The organism is Altererythrobacter sp. B11, assembly GCF_003569745.1.
GTDB lineage: Bacteria > Pseudomonadota > Alphaproteobacteria > Sphingomonadales > Sphingomonadaceae > Croceibacterium_C.
On record NZ_AP018498.1, the window covers coordinates 623,468 to 639,150 of the forward strand.

General features: G+C 62.8%; 19 protein-coding genes. 10 read left to right on the forward strand and 9 right to left on the reverse strand.

The window, feature by feature from the left end; translation table 11 throughout:
• From AEB_RS02885 to AEB_RS02910, 6 genes are all read right to left on the reverse strand, one after another.
• A complete protein-coding gene (locus AEB_RS02885) occupies positions 1–966 on the reverse strand; it encodes a ParB/RepB/Spo0J family partition protein (RefSeq protein ID WP_119081848.1) in 966 nt (321 codons plus the stop codon).
• A complete protein-coding gene (locus AEB_RS02890; protein ID WP_119081849.1) occupies positions 963–1,739 on the reverse strand; it encodes a ParA family protein in 777 nt (258 codons plus the stop codon). The genes AEB_RS02885 and AEB_RS02890 overlap by 4 nt, the downstream gene beginning before the upstream one ends.
• Positions 1,736–2,365 carry a 16S rRNA (guanine(527)-N(7))-methyltransferase RsmG gene (gene rsmG, locus AEB_RS02895; protein ID WP_119081850.1) on the reverse strand — a complete coding sequence of 210 codons (630 nt, stop codon included), beginning with the start codon at positions 2,363–2,365 and terminating at the stop codon, positions 1,736–1,738. The genes AEB_RS02890 and rsmG overlap by 4 nt, the downstream gene beginning before the upstream one ends.
• Positions 2,362–4,218 (reverse strand): tRNA uridine-5-carboxymethylaminomethyl(34) synthesis enzyme MnmG, encoded by a 1,857-nt coding sequence (gene mnmG, locus AEB_RS02900; protein WP_119084415.1) that lies wholly within the window; start codon positions 4,216–4,218, stop codon positions 2,362–2,364. Before mnmG ends, rsmG begins: the two co-directional genes overlap by 4 nt.
• A gap of 67 nt (positions 4,219–4,285) precedes the next feature.
• A complete protein-coding gene (gene mnmE / locus AEB_RS02905; RefSeq protein WP_119081851.1) occupies positions 4,286–5,563 on the reverse strand; it encodes a tRNA uridine-5-carboxymethylaminomethyl(34) synthesis GTPase MnmE in 1,278 nt (425 codons plus the stop codon).
• A 10-nt stretch (positions 5,564–5,573) separates the two neighbouring features.
• Positions 5,574–5,837 (reverse strand): DUF6489 family protein, encoded by a 264-nt coding sequence (locus AEB_RS02910; protein ID WP_119081852.1) that lies wholly within the window; start codon positions 5,835–5,837, stop codon positions 5,574–5,576.
• A 98-nt stretch (positions 5,838–5,935) separates the two neighbouring features.
• Between AEB_RS02910 and AEB_RS02915 the strand changes: the two genes are divergently transcribed.
• Positions 5,936–6,637 (forward strand): dienelactone hydrolase family protein, encoded by a 702-nt coding sequence (locus AEB_RS02915; RefSeq protein ID WP_119081853.1) that lies wholly within the window; start codon positions 5,936–5,938, stop codon positions 6,635–6,637.
• Between the two features lie 42 nt (positions 6,638–6,679).
• On the opposite strand, the gene rho is transcribed toward AEB_RS02915, so the two are convergent.
• From rho to hemE, 3 genes are all read right to left on the reverse strand, one after another.
• The gene (gene rho, locus AEB_RS02920) at positions 6,680–7,936 is read right to left on the reverse strand and encodes a transcription termination factor Rho (RefSeq protein ID WP_119081854.1); all 1,257 of its coding nucleotides are present in this window, start codon (positions 7,934–7,936) and stop codon (positions 6,680–6,682) included.
• A 190-nt stretch (positions 7,937–8,126) separates the two neighbouring features.
• Complete coding sequence (locus tag AEB_RS02925) at positions 8,127–8,552, reverse strand: CopD family protein (RefSeq protein WP_442858049.1); 426 nt, start codon at positions 8,550–8,552, stop codon at positions 8,127–8,129.
• 49 nt (positions 8,553–8,601) lie between these two features.
• On the reverse strand, positions 8,602–9,624 hold the full coding sequence (gene hemE / locus AEB_RS02930) for a uroporphyrinogen decarboxylase (RefSeq protein ID WP_119081856.1): 1,023 nt from the start codon (positions 9,622–9,624) through the stop codon (positions 8,602–8,604).
• A gap of 302 nt (positions 9,625–9,926) precedes the next feature.
• On the opposite strand from hemE, the gene AEB_RS02935 reads away from it, so the two are divergent.
• From AEB_RS02935 to AEB_RS02975, 9 genes are all read left to right on the forward strand, one after another.
• Positions 9,927–10,778: a pyruvate, water dikinase regulatory protein gene (locus AEB_RS02935; RefSeq protein ID WP_119081857.1), complete on the forward strand. Its 852-nt coding sequence runs from the start codon at positions 9,927–9,929 to the stop codon at positions 10,776–10,778.
• On the forward strand, positions 10,775–11,356 hold the full coding sequence (locus AEB_RS02940; protein WP_119081858.1) for a Maf family protein: 582 nt from the start codon (positions 10,775–10,777) through the stop codon (positions 11,354–11,356). Before AEB_RS02935 ends, AEB_RS02940 begins: the two co-directional genes overlap by 4 nt.
• The gene (locus AEB_RS02945; RefSeq protein WP_119081859.1) at positions 11,353–12,213 is read left to right on the forward strand and encodes a shikimate dehydrogenase family protein; all 861 of its coding nucleotides are present in this window, start codon (positions 11,353–11,355) and stop codon (positions 12,211–12,213) included. The genes AEB_RS02940 and AEB_RS02945 overlap by 4 nt, the downstream gene beginning before the upstream one ends.
• A complete protein-coding gene (gene coaE / locus AEB_RS02950) occupies positions 12,210–12,800 on the forward strand; it encodes a dephospho-CoA kinase (RefSeq protein WP_119081860.1) in 591 nt (196 codons plus the stop codon). Before AEB_RS02945 ends, coaE begins: the two co-directional genes overlap by 4 nt.
• Before the next feature lie 46 nt (positions 12,801–12,846).
• Entirely contained in the window at positions 12,847–13,551 is a 705-nt protein-coding gene (dnaQ, locus tag AEB_RS02955; protein WP_119081861.1) for a DNA polymerase III subunit epsilon, read from the forward strand.
• A gap of 61 nt (positions 13,552–13,612) precedes the next feature.
• Complete coding sequence (gene hpf, locus AEB_RS02960; RefSeq protein ID WP_119081862.1) at positions 13,613–14,182, forward strand: ribosome hibernation-promoting factor, HPF/YfiA family; 570 nt, start codon at positions 13,613–13,615, stop codon at positions 14,180–14,182.
• A 138-nt stretch (positions 14,183–14,320) separates the two neighbouring features.
• On the forward strand, positions 14,321–14,782 hold the full coding sequence (locus AEB_RS02965; protein ID WP_119081863.1) for a PTS sugar transporter subunit IIA: 462 nt from the start codon (positions 14,321–14,323) through the stop codon (positions 14,780–14,782).
• The gene (locus AEB_RS02970) at positions 14,757–15,251 is read left to right on the forward strand and encodes a PaaI family thioesterase (RefSeq protein ID WP_172592985.1); all 495 of its coding nucleotides are present in this window, start codon (positions 14,757–14,759) and stop codon (positions 15,249–15,251) included. Before AEB_RS02965 ends, AEB_RS02970 begins: the two co-directional genes overlap by 26 nt.
• A gap of 7 nt (positions 15,252–15,258) precedes the next feature.
• Positions 15,259–15,600 carry a DUF1491 family protein gene (locus tag AEB_RS02975; RefSeq protein ID WP_119081865.1) on the forward strand — a complete coding sequence of 114 codons (342 nt, stop codon included), beginning with the start codon at positions 15,259–15,261 and terminating at the stop codon, positions 15,598–15,600.
• Positions 15,601–15,683 lie beyond the last annotated feature (83 nt).

Consider the following 15,683-nt stretch of genomic DNA (forward strand, 5'->3'; position numbering starts at 1 on the left):
CTAGATGCCACCGCCAGTGAGGCGCTGGCATACCAGATCAAGCTGGTCGAGCGTGTGGTAGCGGATCGAGATGGTGCCGGAACGCGGATCAACCTCGGCCGCGATGCGGACAGGCAGGCCGAGGAATTCTTCCAGATGGTTCTGAACCGCGGCGATATCCGCATCTTCCGCCGTATCACGCGGTGGCCGTGCCCGCCGCTGACTGATGCTCTCGCCATTTGCGGATTTGCGCGCGAGCTTTTCGACCTCTCGCACGGACAGCTTCTTGTCCACCGCCCGCTGGGCCAGTTCTTCCGCATCATCCCGGCCAATCAGCGCGCGGGCGTGACCCATGTCGAGCCGGCCCGCCTCGACATGATCGAGCACCACATCCGGAAGGCTGAGCAGGCGCTGCAAATTGGCGACATGGCTGCGCGACTTTTCAACCAGCCTCGCGATCTCGGCCTGCGTCATCGCTTCTGCTTCCGCCAGGCGCTGATACGCCCGCGCCTCCTCCACGGGATTGAGATCCTCGCGCTGGATGTTTTCGATGAGGGCAAGTGCCATGACATCGCGATCGCCAAGCTCGCGAATCAGCGCGGGGATCTCGTGCAATTGCGCCTTCTGCGCGGCACGCCAGCGGCGCTCCCCAGCCACCAGTTGGTAACGTCCCTCACCGAGTGGGCGCACGATCACTGGCTGAATGACACCCCGCGTGGCGATGGATGCGGCGAGTTCTTCCAAGGCTTCGGGTGCAAAATGCCGCCGAGGCTGCTCGGGATGCGGCTCGATACTCGAAACTGCAAGACTGGCCAGACCGGATCGGCTTGGGAGTGCCGCTGCGCTCGTTGCGCGGCTCCCCGGTTCAGCTGCCAGCGGCTCCTCCCGACGTGCTTCGCCCAACAGTGCGCCAAGCCCGCGTCCAAGCTTGCGCCGCTGTGCAGGACGCGCATCGCTCCGCTCCGTCGTCGTCTCTTCCGGGCTCATGCGGCTTTCCTCTCTTCGGGCAGACGGCCGATCAGCTCTCGCGCGAGCGCCATATAGGCTCGGCTGCCGGCACAGGCATGGTCGTAGATCAGTGCGGGAAGGCCGTGGCTGGGCGCTTCGGAGAGCCGGACATTTCGGGGAATAACCGATTCGAAGACCAGCTTGCCCAGGCATTCGCGCACATCGTCAGCTACCTGATCGGTCAGGCGATTGCGACGATCGAACATCGTCAGCACGATTCCGACGATGCCCAAGTCTGCATTGAAGCGCTGCTGCACCTGTTCGACAGTGTGGAGGAGCTGGCTCAGGCCTTCGAGGGCGAAAAACTCACATTGCAGCGGAACGAGCAACGTGTCTGCGGCGCAGAGCGCGTTCAACGTAAGCAAACCGAGCGAAGGCGGACAGTCGATAAAGCAGATGTCATGCGCGGCATGATTCTTCATTGCCGTCGCGAGGCGGTCGGTGCGGTTCTGATACTGCACCAGCTCTATTTCGGCGCCGCTCAGATCCACCGTCGCTGGCACCAGATGCAGGTTGGGAATGCTTGTCGGGACGATGCATTCATCGAGAACAGCATCTTCCATCAGCAGATCATAGCTGGAATATTCGCGATTCGCGGCAGCCACTCCCAGACCGGTCGAGGCATTGCCTTGGGGGTCGAGGTCGACCAGCAGCGTTCGCCAACCTGTCGCCGCCATGGCGGTTGCTATGTTGATAGCAGTAGTGGTCTTCCCCACTCCGCCCTTCTGATTGGCGATGGCAATCCGTATCATGGAAGTTTCGGCGTCCCTTTTCCTACCAGGATACCCGCCTCAGGATCGGTGCAGGACTGTTCCACGTGGAACATCTCCCGAATGGCGACAGGCTGTTCCTGCAGTTCTTGCGCTGCCTTGCGCCCCTTGGGCAACAGCCAAACGGTTTCGCGTGTGGAAAAACGGGCGGACAAACCGAGCAACTTGCCGAGCGGAGCAAATGCGCGGGCCGAAATTATCGCAGCAGGGGTGCTCTCGACATCTTCCAACCGCGCACCGAGTACCCGGCAATTGACCAGCGCCAGCTCGGCAGCCGCCCGGCTAAGCCACTCGACCCGCCGCCTGCGCGATTCGACCAGCAGCACGGGCAATTCCGGTCGGAGCGCGGCGATCACGAGCCCCGGCAGTCCAGCGCCGGTACCCAGATCGAGCCATGGACCCAATAGACCGGCAGGCGCATGCAACAGAAGCTGCGCGCTGTCAGCCAAGTGCCTCTGCCAAACTACTGCCAGACTTGCGGTTGACACGAGGTTCTGGCGCTCGTTTTCCTCTTTCAAGAGCTCGGCGAAAATGGCCAGCCGGCCCAGTGAGCCATCTGAACCAACCCGGCGACACAGCTCCATCGCTTCTTGCTCATCGCAGATCATGCCGGCTGTCTAGCATGCCGCCGCGCGTGTACCAGCAGTGCTGCCAAAGCGGCGGGGGTAATGCCGCGCACACGCGATGCATCAGCAAGCGTTTCCGGATGCACTGCGGAAAGGCGCTCGACCATCTCGCGGGAGAGGCCGGGCACTTGAGCATAGGGAAACGTTGGGCCGAGGAGGACGCTGTCATTCGCGCGTAAATCACGCAACTCACTCTCCTGACGCTGCAGGTAGGGCGCATAAAGCGCGTCCTCGGCAATTTCCGTCGCCAGTTCATCGCAGGTCGAGAGATGAGCAGGAAGAAATCCTGCCACGTCAGAGAGGCCTACTCCCGGGAAACGGAGCCAGTCTTTCAGCGGTTGAGGGGCTGCGTCTGTGCGGACTTTACAGCCAGCCGTGTGGAGATCGCGGCCGCTTACAGCGGAAGCGAGTGCATTGTTCCACGTGGAACGCAGTTCCTCTCTATGCTCAAACCATCGCGTCCGCGGCTCGGCCACACAACCAGCCTGTATCGCTATCGGGGTGAGCCGAGTCGCTGCGTTGTTCGCCCGCAGCCGCAGCCGATATTCGGCTCTGGCAGTCAGCATCCGGTAAGGCTCGCTCACCCCGTGCAAGGTGAGATCATCGATCATCACTGCCATATAGCTGTTGGCTCGATCCAAGGCGGGTGGCTGTCGATCCAGAACGCCGGCCGCCGCAAACAACCCCGCAAGGAGCCCCTGCGCTGCCGCCTCTTCATAGCCGGTCGTCCCGTTGATTTGACCGGCGCAATACAAACCCGGAAGCGCACGAACCTGCAGATCGCCGCCTAGCGCCCGTGGGTCAACGTGATCGTATTCTACAGCGTAGCCGGCGACTGCCATTTCTACACGCTCCAGCCCGGGCATGGCCCGCAGCATAGAGAGCTGTACATCGGCGGGGAGCGAGGTGCTGATTCCGTTCGGATAAACCAGCGGTGTTGCCAACCCCTCTGGCTCGAGAAAAACCTGGTGGCCATCGCGATCGGCGAAGCGATGGATCTTGTCCTCGATTGACGGGCAATAGCGCGGACCGGTGGCCCCGATCGCTCCCGAGAAAAGCGGTGAGCGTTGGAGATTGGCGCGGATGATGTCATGCGCTCGCTCATTCGTCCGCGTAATCGCGCAAAACAGCTGCGGGTTCACACGGCGTGGTGTCAACGGCGACATCGTCCACGTGTCCGCATCGGACGCCTGCTCCTGAAGCACAGCCCAGTCAATCGTCCGGCCATCAAGCCGCGGAGGGGTGCCCGTTTTTAATCGTGCCAGCGGGAGGCCCGCTTCGCGCAGCTGATGAGCCAGGTGCGAAGCGGCGGCTTCTCCAATCCGGCCTCCCTCGAGCCGCTCCTCCCCCCTGAACAATGTGCCGCCGAGGAAAGTGCCAGTGCAAAGAACTACCGCCTGCGCAGCGATGGCGCTTCCGTCGCCCATGGCCACGCCGCACACCCGCCCTTTGTTTATCCGCAAGCCGGCTGCCTCTCCGGCAATCACCTCCAGACCCGCCTGACGTCGAAGCATGTCCTGGATCGCGGCTTTGAACAAAGTCCGGTCTGCCTGCACGCGTGGACCCCAGACCGCACTGCCCTTCGAACGATTGAGCATACGATAGTGGATCGCGGCTGCATCTGCGGCGTGTGCGATCAGCCCGTCGAAAGCGTCCACCTCGCGAACGAGATGACCCTTTCCCAAGCCACCAATCGCGGGATTGCAGCTCATCGCACCGAGCGTTGCAGGGTCAAAGGTGATGAGGCCGACCCGCGCACCCATTCGCGCGGCAACCGCAGCCGCTTCGCAGCCCGCGTGGCCGCCGCCCACCACGAGGATATCGTATGCCTTCATCGTTTCGGCCATTAATAGCCGGGCACCGCGGCGTCAAAACCCCCGAAGCGTTTCACGTGAAACACTGCTATTTGCCGATGCAGAACTGGCCGAATAGATTATCCAGAACATCCTCCGTCCCGGCGCGGCCCGTCAAAAAATCGAAAGAGACCCGTGCCTGCCGCAGGTGCTCGGCAACAATCAGGAGATCGTCCGAGGGGGCGAGTGCTGCCAGAGCCGAATGCGCCTCCGCAATAAGCCGACGTTGCCGCTGATTGAGTGCCACCTCACCCGGTCGGGGCAGAGCCTTGGTCGCGTGATCGACCAGTGACTGCTTGAGGCCCACGAGTCCTTCGCCCGTCAGAGCCGAGACACGATGCGTTGGCTTGAATTTCACGGCTCGTTCCACCCGATCGCACTGCGCGTCGATCTCCCAAGCGCCTGCCGGCCCTTCGCCCTCTGCGCCTAGCCACAGCACCAGATCTGCGCGGGCCAGTTCGGACCGTGCGCGATCTATACCAATGGCTTCGACCGTATCGCCACCGCTGTCGCGCAGGCCCGCCATGTCCACGAAGGTGAAGGGAACCCCCTGCAGCGCCACCGGCCGCGTGAGTACATCGCGCGTCGTCCCGGCAATCGGGGCGGTGATGGCAGCCTCACTTTCGACGAGAGCATTGAACAAGGTGGACTTGCCTGCGTTGGGCGGCCCCGCAAGCGCCACACGATAGCCCTCGCGCAACGCCTCCGCAGCTGGTGCGGCGAGGCTCACCTCTATATCTCGCGCCAAATCGTTGATTTTATGAGGATAATCAAGATTGCGGGCATGCACGTCGTCTTCGTCATCGAAATCCATCTCGGCCTCGATCGCGGCCGAGATGGCCAGCAGCTGCGCGCGCCATCCTTCCACTCTGCGCGACAGTACGCCCCCGGCCAGACCGATCGCCGCCTGGCGCTGCAACTCCGTCTCGGCGGCCAGCAAATCTCCGAGACCCTCCGCCTGCGCAAGATCCAGGCGACCATTGGCGAAGGCCCGGCGGGTGAACTCCCCGGGCTGCGCCCTGCGCGTGCCTTCCACGATCCCGATGGCGGCTTCCACCGCCGCGATGACAGCCCGGCCACCATGCAGATGAAATTCCGCAAGATCCTCCCCGGTCGCGGTCTGCGGACCGGGAAACCACAGCACTAGTGCCTCATCCAGCACTGCGCCATCGCCCCCGCATAAGGTGGAGAGCCTTGCGCGGCGTGGGGGCGGGAGTTCGCCCGCCAAAGCCACAAGCGTTGCGCCCGCCGCAGGGCCGCTGACACGCACGACTCCAATGCCGGCGGGGGGCGCCCCGCTTGAGAGTGCGTAAATCGTATCCACGATGCTTAGCGAATCACTCGCCTGTCTTCTTCCCGACCGGCTTCTGCCCCGATACGTTTCGCGCGCCTTCCATGAAGCTCTGGAACACTTTCAATCCCATCTGCCCCATCGGCGCCAGTTGCCGCGCATATTCCTCAAGCTGGTCCACGTTGGACACGCCCTGCATCGCTTTCGCCATCGCGTCCATATAGGCAGCGTTCGCCTTCTCAACGTCAGGCAGCCCCATGAACCGCCGCGCCTCTTCCGGCGAGCACTCGATCTCGATATTGACCTTCATCTGGCAACCTTTCGCAGTGCCGTGCGTGCCAGCGGAACGCGCGGGTGATGGGCGCGTAAGTGACTGTAAGACGCTTACGCCTGCAGGAGCATACATATATGAGCGAGACCGTCACCATTTCCACCCTGAGCGGCGACGCGAACTTTACCGGCTATTGTGCGAAGCCTGAAGGCACACCGCGGGCCGCAATCGTGGTGATCCAGGAAATCTTCGGCGTGAATGCGGGAATCAGGCGGAAGTGCGATTGCCTGGCAGAAGCCGGCTATCTTGCCCTTGCGCCGGACCTCTTCTGGCAGATCGAGCCGGGTATCGAGCTGGACCCCGATATCGAGCCCGAATTCAAGCGCGCTCTCGAGCTGATGAACGACTTCGATCAGGACAAGGGAGTGCGCGATATCGAAGCCACGATCCGCCACGCCCGAACGATGCTTGGTGGAAGCGGGAAGGTCGGCGCGGTCGGCTACTGCCTCGGCGGAAGGCTGGCCTTCATGACTGCGGCACGCACGGATTCCGATGCCACGGTGGGGTATTACCCCGTCGGCGTGGACAATCTCCTGCGCGAATCGCACGCGATTGCCAATCCGCTCATGCTGCATATCCCGACCGCGGACGGCTTTGTGTCGCCCGACGTGCAGAAGACCATGCACGAGGGACTGGACGGGCATGCAAAGGTCACGCTGCACGACTACGAAGGGTTGGACCACGGTTTCGCGACCGAGTTCGGTAAGCGCCGTAACGAGGAGGGCGCGGAACTGGCCGACCGTCGCACGGCGGAATTCTTCGCCGCGCACCTCGGCTAAAAAGAGGGGTGATGGAAAAGGGGGCCCGGCGGCCCCCTCCCCTTACTGGTTCATCGTCGCGAAGAAATCTTCGTTCGTCTTGGAATCCTTCATCTTATCGAGAAGGAATTCCATCGAATCGATCGTCCCCATTTGCATGAGGATGCGACGCAGCACCCACATCTTGGATAGCTGCTCCTTCGGAACGAGCAGCTCTTCCTTGCGCGTGCCGGACTTGCCAACATCCAGCGCCGGGAAGATGCGCTTGTCCGCAACCTTGCGGTCCAGCACGATTTCCGAGTTGCCGGTGCCCTTGAACTCTTCAAAGATCACTTCATCCATTCGGCTACCGGTATCGATCAGCGCCGTAGCAATGATCGAGAGCGAACCGCCTTCCTCGATGTTGCGCGCAGCACCGAAGAAGCGCTTGGGCCGCTGGAGTGCGTTGGCGTCCACGCCGCCGGTCAGCACCTTGCCAGAGCTCGGCACCACCGTGTTGTAAGCGCGGCCCAGACGCGTGATCGAGTCCAGAAGGATTACCACGTCCTTCTTGTGCTCGACCAGGCGCTTGGCCTTTTCGATGACCATTTCCGCAACCTGGACGTGACGCTGTGCGGGCTCGTCGAAGGTCGAGGAGATCACCTCGCCCTTCACGCTCCGCTGCATGTCCGTCACTTCCTCCGGCCGCTCATCAACCAGGAGCACCAGCAGGAAAACCTCCGGATGGTTATCCGTGATCGCCTTGGCGATGTTCTGCAGAAGCACGGTCTTGCCGGTCCGCGGCGGAGCCACGATAAGCGCGCGCTGGCCCTTACCCTGTGGGCTGATGAGATCGATCACCCGCGCCGATTTGTCTTTCACGGTGGGATCCACGGTATCGAGGATCAGCCGTTCTTCCGGATAGAGCGGTGTGAGGTTATCGAAATTGGTGCGATGCCGCACGGCGTCTGGATCGTCGTAATTGACCTTGAGCAGCTTGGTCAGCGCGAAATACCGCTCCCCGTCGCGGGGGGCCCGAATCTCGCCCTCCACCGTGTCACCGGTGCGCAGGCCCCATTTCCGGACCTGATTGGGGGAAACATAGATGTCGTCCGGCCCGGCGAGATAATTCGCTTCCGGGCTACGCAGGAAGCCAAAGCCGTCCTGCAGCACCTCGATGGTGCCAATGCCGAGGATTTCCTCCCCGTCGTCCGCCACTTCCTTTAGGATGGCGAACATCAGGTCCTGCCGGCGCATGGTGCTGGCGCCTTCGACACCGAGCTCCTCGGCCATCGAAACCAGCTCGGCCGGCGCCCTTTTCTTCAATTCTTTCAGATGCATTTGTTGTGATTTCCATTGGCTTGGAGGAGCCGGCAGGTCTTTGGGCTTGGGGAAAGCGGACCCGGCCGCTCGGGACGGCGGCCTCAGCCGGTGCGCCTCATGAAATATGGGTTCGGCAACGGTGCGTCAATTCGCAAAGATACAACTGGCGCCGCCACCGGTCGCAAAACGCGCGCAGCTCATGCCTTGCTCAGAAAGGCCGCACCACCACCAGGATCACGATGATCGCCAGTACGATGCCCGGCACCTCGTTGAGCATCCGCAATGTCTTGCCCGACAGCGTTCGTTCTCCCCGGGCAAGCTTCTTCGCATAGCTGGCGAGAAAGCCGTGATAGCCCGAAAGTACGAGCACGAACAGCAGCTTGGCATGCAGCCAGCCTTCGCCCCACGCATGGGTGGCAAAGGCCAGCGCGATGCCCAGCGCCCAGACCACGAGGATCGAAGGCAGCAGGATGATCTTGAGCAGCTTGCGCTCGCGATCGATCCAGATCGCGTTCTCCGCGGAAGCGGGATCGGTTTCCTGATGATACACGAACAGGCGCGGGAGCATGAAGAGCCCCGCCATCCAGAACACGACGAAGATGATATGGCCGGCCTTGAGCCAGAGATACGTCATCGCAAGCACGTCCTGCATAAGGCCAATGTAGGCATCGGCGAGGCCGCCGTCATCCCCCGCTGCGCACGATCTGCAGCAGCTGCTCCACATGGGCGATCGGCGTCTCCTTGTCGATCCCATGGCCAAGATTGAACACATGCGGCCGCTCGGAAAATGCGCGAAGCACGGTTTGCGCCTGCACCGCAAGGCTATTGCCACCAGCCAGCAACAGCAGCGGATCGAGGTTGCCTTGTACGGGCATGCCCGCCGGGAGCTCCCGCGCCGCCCATAGCGGATCCACGGTCTCGTCCACGCCCACCGCATCCACGCCGGTCTCGCGCGCATAGGCGGGCAGCTTTTCCCCGGCACCCTTCGGGAAGCCGATCACCGGCACATCGGGATAGCGCGCCTTGACCTGCGCTGTAATCGCCGCATTTGGCGCGATGACCCACCGTTCGAACTCCGCCGGAGCGAGACTGCCCGCCCAGCTGTCGAACAATTGCACGGCTTCGGCGCCTGCCTGGATCTGACCGCAGAGATAATCGACCGTGACCGCCACGACCGAATCGATGATCTTCTGAAACGCCTCGGGGTCGCGATAGGCGAGCGCCCGCGTCACATGCTGGTCGCGACTGCCCTCCCCGGCAACCATGTAGGTGGCAACGGTCCAAGGGCTCCCTGCGAAGCCCAGCAGCGTCGTCTCGCCCGTCAGCTGGGCCTTCACCAACTCCACCGTGCGATAGATCGGCATGAGCCGGTCTGGGACCGCCTCCAGCGAGCCGAGCGCCCGATCGATCAGGCGCGGCGAAAGCCGGGGCCCCTCCCCCGCCACGAAAGCCAGGTCCTGACCCATGGCGTAGGGAACGATCAAAATGTCGGAAAACAGGATCGCCCCATCGAAGCCGAACCGCCGGATCGGCTGAAGGGTAATCTCTGCCGCTGCTTCGCTGTCATACACCAGCTGCAGGAACCCGCCCTTGCTGGCCCGCAACGCGCGATATTCGGGGAGATACCGACCCGCTTGCCGCATCAGCCATACCGGGCGCCGGTCCCCCATGGTCCCGCGCAGGGTTTCGAGAAGAAGGCCGGGCATCGCGAAAGGTCCAATCCAATAAAATATATATATGAATAGGATTCAGGACTCTGTTGGCCCTGTGGAAACTGGGGAAAGGCGGCCCTTGCCCGATTTCTCCCACGCTGAACAGGGGGCTCGGCGGGATGCGAATCCCACGTTGCGCGTGGTCAAGCAAAGGTTCTGCCCGCTATCCCCAGCCTGTCGATAGGTCTGCCAGGCTGTCGATGGACCTGCCGGGGAATCGCCGGTCAGTGGGTGTGCTTTTCGCTTGCGAACTTGTCCGGTGATTCCTCCGGCGGTTTGTGCCAGTGCTTTTCCACATGGCCCTTTTGCACCTGCATCTGCTGTCGGATTCCACCGGCGAAACGCTGGAAATGATCGCCAAGGCTGCTCTTGCCCAATTCGACGATGCGGAGGTGATCCGCCATTTCTGGCCGATGGTCCGTTCACAGCAGCACCTTGATCGTATCGTGGAAGAGCTGGCTGCCAACCCCGGCCTCGTTCTCTACACGCTGGTGAATGACGACACACGTCGGCGGTTGGAGGATCGTTGCCGCGGGCTGGGCTTGCCGCATGTGGCCGCGCTCGACACGGTAACAGCCGCGCTGGAAGATCGGCTGGGCCAGCAGGCGAAAGGGCGGCCGGGGCGGCAGCATCAGCTGGACGAAGCCTATTTCGCACGTGTGGATGCCATCCAGTTCACCATCGCGCATGACGACGGGATTGCGTGGGAGGAGTGGGAGGAAGCGGACATCCTTCTCGCCGGCGTATCACGCAGTTCCAAGACCCCGACCAGCATTTATCTGGCCAATCGGGGTTACAAGGTGGCCAATATCCCGCTGGTAATGGAAAGCCCGCCGCCGCCCTCCCTCTTCGAACTGCGCAATCCCTTGATCGTGGGCCTCACCACCGCCCCCACGCGACTGATTCAGATAAGGCGCAACCGCCTGCTGTCCCTGAACCAGGAAACGCAGACCGCCTATGTGGACGAGGAGAAGGTCGCCCGGGAAGTGGCATTTGCCCGGCGCATGTTCGCCGACAATGGCTGGCCGGTGATCGATGTCACCCGGCGCTCGATCGAGGAGACCGCAGCCGCGGTTATCCGCCTGTATAATCAGCGGTGCGAACGCGCCAAGGAGCGTCCGCCGCAAGTGGGAACCAAGCCGATATGATCACCCTCGCCTCCCGCAGCGCCTCTCGCCGGGCGATGCTGGAAGCCGCCGGCGTTGCCTTCCGACCGGTGCCCGCCGCAATCGACGAGCGTGCGCTGGAACGCGACCTGGCCGGCTCGCCGCCGGCCGCTGTCGCTGTGGCCCTCGCGGAGGCGAAGGCTCTCGCGGTCGAGGCGGCAGGCGATCGGCTGGTCCTTGGCAGCGACTCGCTGGTCGTGGTGGACGAGCTGCGGTTCGACAAGCCGTCGAGCCGGCGCGATGCCGCATCTCATCTGCGATTCTTCTCCGGCCGGGAGATGCAGCTCCATTCCGCAGCGGCGCTTGCGCGGGAGGGTAAAGTGATTTGGCGTCACTCCGCCATGGCCACTCTTCATGTGCGCAGGCTCACGGATGAGTTTATCGAAACCTATCTTGCGGAGGAATGGCCCGCCGTAAGCCAGTGCGTGGGCGTGTTCAGGATCGAAGGCCCGGGCGTGCAATTGTTTGAGCGGATCGAGGGCGACCACTTCACCGTGCTAGGGATGCCACTGCTGGCGGTGTTGGCAGCCTTGCGCGAGCACGGCGAGCTGCCTTCGTGAGTACGCCCTATGCAGAGGTGATCGGCGACCCCATCGCGCAGTCAAAATCGCCCACGATCCACAATCTCTGGATCGGGCGCCTCGGCTTGGAGGCAGAGTACCGTGCCTGCCATGTGAAGGGTGATGGGCTGGCAGAGTATCTCGCGCGTCGCCGGGAGGATCTGGCCTGGCGGGGCTGCAATGTCACCATGCCGCACAAGCAGGCGGTCATTCCCCTGATCGATCGGCTCGATCCGCTGGCGCAGAGGATCGGCGCGGTGAATACGATCCTGCGGGAAGCAGATGGCTCGCTGACCGGTTTCAACACCGATGCAGGTGGCTTTCTGGAGCCGCTCCGCGCAGAGTTGGCCAAGACGCACTATTTCCGGATGGCCCGCATTCTTGGCACCGGCGGTGCCGCGCGGGCCATCGTGGCTGCTCTGGCGGATCAGAACATGGTGCTGGTTCTTGCCGGGCGCGATCCAGCGAAGGCACGCGCCCTGCTGGACGAGCTCGCCCCCGGCGGTGAGCACCACGCCATCGACATCGCCCATTTCGCAGCGCCCGGCGATTTCGCCTTCGACGATCGGGAAGGCTGCTTCGATCTTGTGGTGAATGCCAGCCCGCTCGGCATGGCAGGGCAGCCGCCGCTGTTGTTCGACATGGGCCATGTGCCGCCGGGCAGCATAGTTTACGACATCGTCACCCATCCGCACGACACACCGCTCCTGCTATCCGCCCGCGCCGCGGGATTTGCCACGCTTGATGGGCTCAACATGCTGATCGGCCAGGCAGCTGAGGCGTTCGAGAAGTTCTTCGGTGCCTCACCGCCCCGGGCGGATGGCGACGAGGAATTGCGGCACCTGTTGCTTGGATGAGCGGGCCTCACGTTCTCGGCCTTACCGGCTCGATCGGCATGGGAAAATCCACCGTGGCGGCCATGTTTGCCGAACTGGGCGTGCCCGTATTCGATGCCGATGCCGAGGTTCGCCAGATGCAAGGCCGCGGTGGCGCATTATTGCCCGTGATCGAGGCGGCCTTTCCCGGCACCACTGGCCCTGATGGGGTGGACCGCAAGGCCCTGGGCGCAGCGGTGTTTGAGGATCCAGAGGCGCTCGCCCGGCTGGAAGCGATCGTCCATCCCGCAGTGCGCGCGCAGCGGAAAGCCTTTCTGCTCCAGCACGCGGCGGCTCCGCTGGTCGTGATCGATGTGCCGCTCCTTTTTGAAAGGACCGACCCAGCAGAGGTGGATTCGGTGCTCGTCGTCTCCGCCGGGCCAGATGTGCAGCGCGCCCGTGTCCTCGCTCGCCCGGGCATGACGCCCGCAAGCTTCGCGCGCATCTTGAGGCTGCAGATGCCGGATGCAGAGAAGCGGGCGCGGGCCGATCACATCATCGACACAGGCACGCCTCTTGCGGAAACGCGCGCTGCGGTCGCGAGGCTGGTGGAGAAGCTTACCCGCTAAGCGCTGCGCCCTTGCCAGCCGACCTGTCGCGGCCGATAATCCCCTGATGCGGGAAATCGTCTTCGACACCGAAACCACGGGCCTTGATCCACGGACCGGGGATCGCATGGTTGAGATCGGCTGCATCGAACTCCTCAATCGCGTTCCCAGTGGCCGCAATTTCCACGCCTATTTCAATCCGCAGCGGATGATGCCCTTCGAGGCGGAGAGGGTACACGGTCTCAGCGATGCCTTCCTTGCTGACAAGCCGCTTTTCGGGGAGAAGGTGCCGGAACTGCTCGACTTCATCGGCGATGCGCCGCTTGTTGCGCACAATGCGCAATTCGATTTCGGCTTTCTGAATTTTGAACTCGAGAGCTGCGGCCATCCGATTGTCGGGATGGAACGCATGGTCGATACGTTGGTGATCGCGCGTCGCCGGCACCCAGGTGCCAAGCATTCCCTCGATGCGCTCTGCTCGCGTTACGGTGTCGATCGAAGCCACCGCGTGATGCATGGCGCGCTGCTCGATGCCGAATTGCTCGCTCAGGTTTATGTGGAGCTGCTCGGCGGTCGGCAGATCGGCCTGGAACTCGGAGTTTCGACCGTAGCGGTACAGGCGGCAACGGTCTCAGCCGTGCCGACCAGCGGGCGCGCAAGGCCGTGCCGGCGAGTATTCCGCGAACCCCGCCCGCATGGCGCCACGCCGGAAGAGCGCGCGCGGCACGATCTGTTTATCCAAACGTTGGAATCTCCGCTCTGGAAGCGTTGAAACCGGTCGGTTTCGTGCACAAATCCACAGCACAACGATAATCAGAGGAGCAACCCCGCCCATGGAAATCCGCGTCTCCGGCCACCAGATGGACACTGGTTCGGCCTTGCAGGAACACGCCTCGGACCGTCTCACTGGCATCAGCGAGAAGTATTTCAGCCGGGCGCTTTCATCTTCGGTGACATTCGGCAAGGCGCCCGCTGGCGCCGTCGGGTGCGATATCGTTCTGCATGCGAACCAGGGGCTGATCCTCAAGAGCCACGGCGAAGCGCAGGATGCGCATGTGGCTTTCGACGTCGCCGCGGAGAAGATCGACAAGCAGCTGCGCCGTTACAAGCGCCGGCTGAAGGACCGCCATGAGCAGGCGCAGCACGCCGTGGAGCTGGAAGAAGCGGCTTACACCGTGTTCGGCGTGGAAGAGCCTTCCAGTGATGAAGAGGAAGCGGCTGACGCCCCCCCCGTAATCGCTGAGACGCGGATCGACGTGCCAGAGGTGAGCGTGTCGGACGCGGTGATGCTTCTGGACTTGCGCCATACCAATGCGCTGTTCTTCAAAAACGCTGGCACGGGACGCCATAATATGGTCTATCGCCGCGAAGATGGTTCGATCGGCTGGGTTGAGCCGTCCTGACAGATGCTCAAGCGGTGATTCACATCGCTCGTCATATCGATTTTTCATCCTATTGATGGAGTGGATGAGGCAGCGCCGCCGCTATGGTGGCCCTGCCTCATCAAAATCGTTCCGATCGGAAGTGCGAAGCCAGAAGACATGCGTGGCCTATTTCTGATGAAACCGGAAGCCGTTGCCATCGTGCACGCGGCGGACAAGCCGACCATCCTGGCGAAACTCAGTAGTCTGTTCGCAGGGGCGTGGGGCCTCGACGCGGCGCTGGTGCAGGAACAGCTGGAAGAGCGCGAGAAGCTCGGCAGCACCGGCTTTGGCAGGGGCGTGGCAATTCCCCATGCACGCGTGCCTGGATTGCAGCGGCCTGTGGCGGCGCTCCTCAAGCTGCGTCAGCCGGCGGACTTTGCCGCGGCTGACGGACTGCCGGTGGACCTGGTTTTCGGCCTTCTCTCGCCCGAAAATTGCGGCGCCACACATTTGCACGCGCTTGCGGCGATCTCCCGGCTGGTGCGGGATGAGCGAGTGCATGAGGCGCTGAGCGAAGCGCCCGATGAAGAGGCCATGTTCGGATTGCTCACCAATGCCACGGATCGCGACGCCGCCTGACGGATCCGCAAGCGCGGGCGCGAGCGGCGCTGCGCTGCATTATCGCGCGCTGGAATCGCTCTATGCTTCCGCGCCGGTCAACGCCCTGTTCGAATCTCGCCTGGAAGTGGTGGGCGAAGGCCATGCCCGGATCCATTTCACAGTGGACGAGCGCGTCTTTCACGCCGCCGGGGCGGCGCATGGAACAATCTATTTCAAGATGCTGGATGACGCTGCCTTTTACGCGGCCAATTCGCTCGTGTCCGATCGCTTTCTGCTGACCACGGCGTTCAATCTCCATTTCACGGCGCCGGTCCGCAGCGGGAAAGTGATCGCGGAAGGCCGTTGGATCAGCGGCAAGCGCCGCGTTTTCATTGCCGAAGCGCATCTCACCGATGAGACGGGTGAGGAAATCGGACGCGGAACGGGCACGTTCCTGCGGTCCCATATCGCGCTTTCCGGTCTTCCCGGCTACCGGATCGAAGGCTGAGGCCGGGATGGAGCCGCGGCTGCCCACTCACCTGGAAGTCGCCGGGATGATTCGCGCCGTGGAGGCTGCATCCGGCTTCGCCACCGTTATCAAAAAGGGTGAACGCGACGCGGGGACATTGCTCGTCGTCTGTTGCAAAAATGGCACCAACGCTTGCACGTGGGAGCGCATGCCACAGATGGATGGCACTCGCATGTGGACTAAAACGAGGCAGCAAGACCCGACAAATCCGGCAGAATTCTGGGATTACTGCACCCGCCGCCATGATCAGGATCGCGACCTGTGGGTGGTCGAACTGGATGTTCCCGATCCGGAACGATTCCTTACCGGGTCGGTTCACAAAGGTTGACACACGGGCCGCCGGGCCTATCTGCCGCCGCACTTCCAACAGCGCAGGCGGTTCGCCCGCGGCATTCTTGCCGTACGAACTGG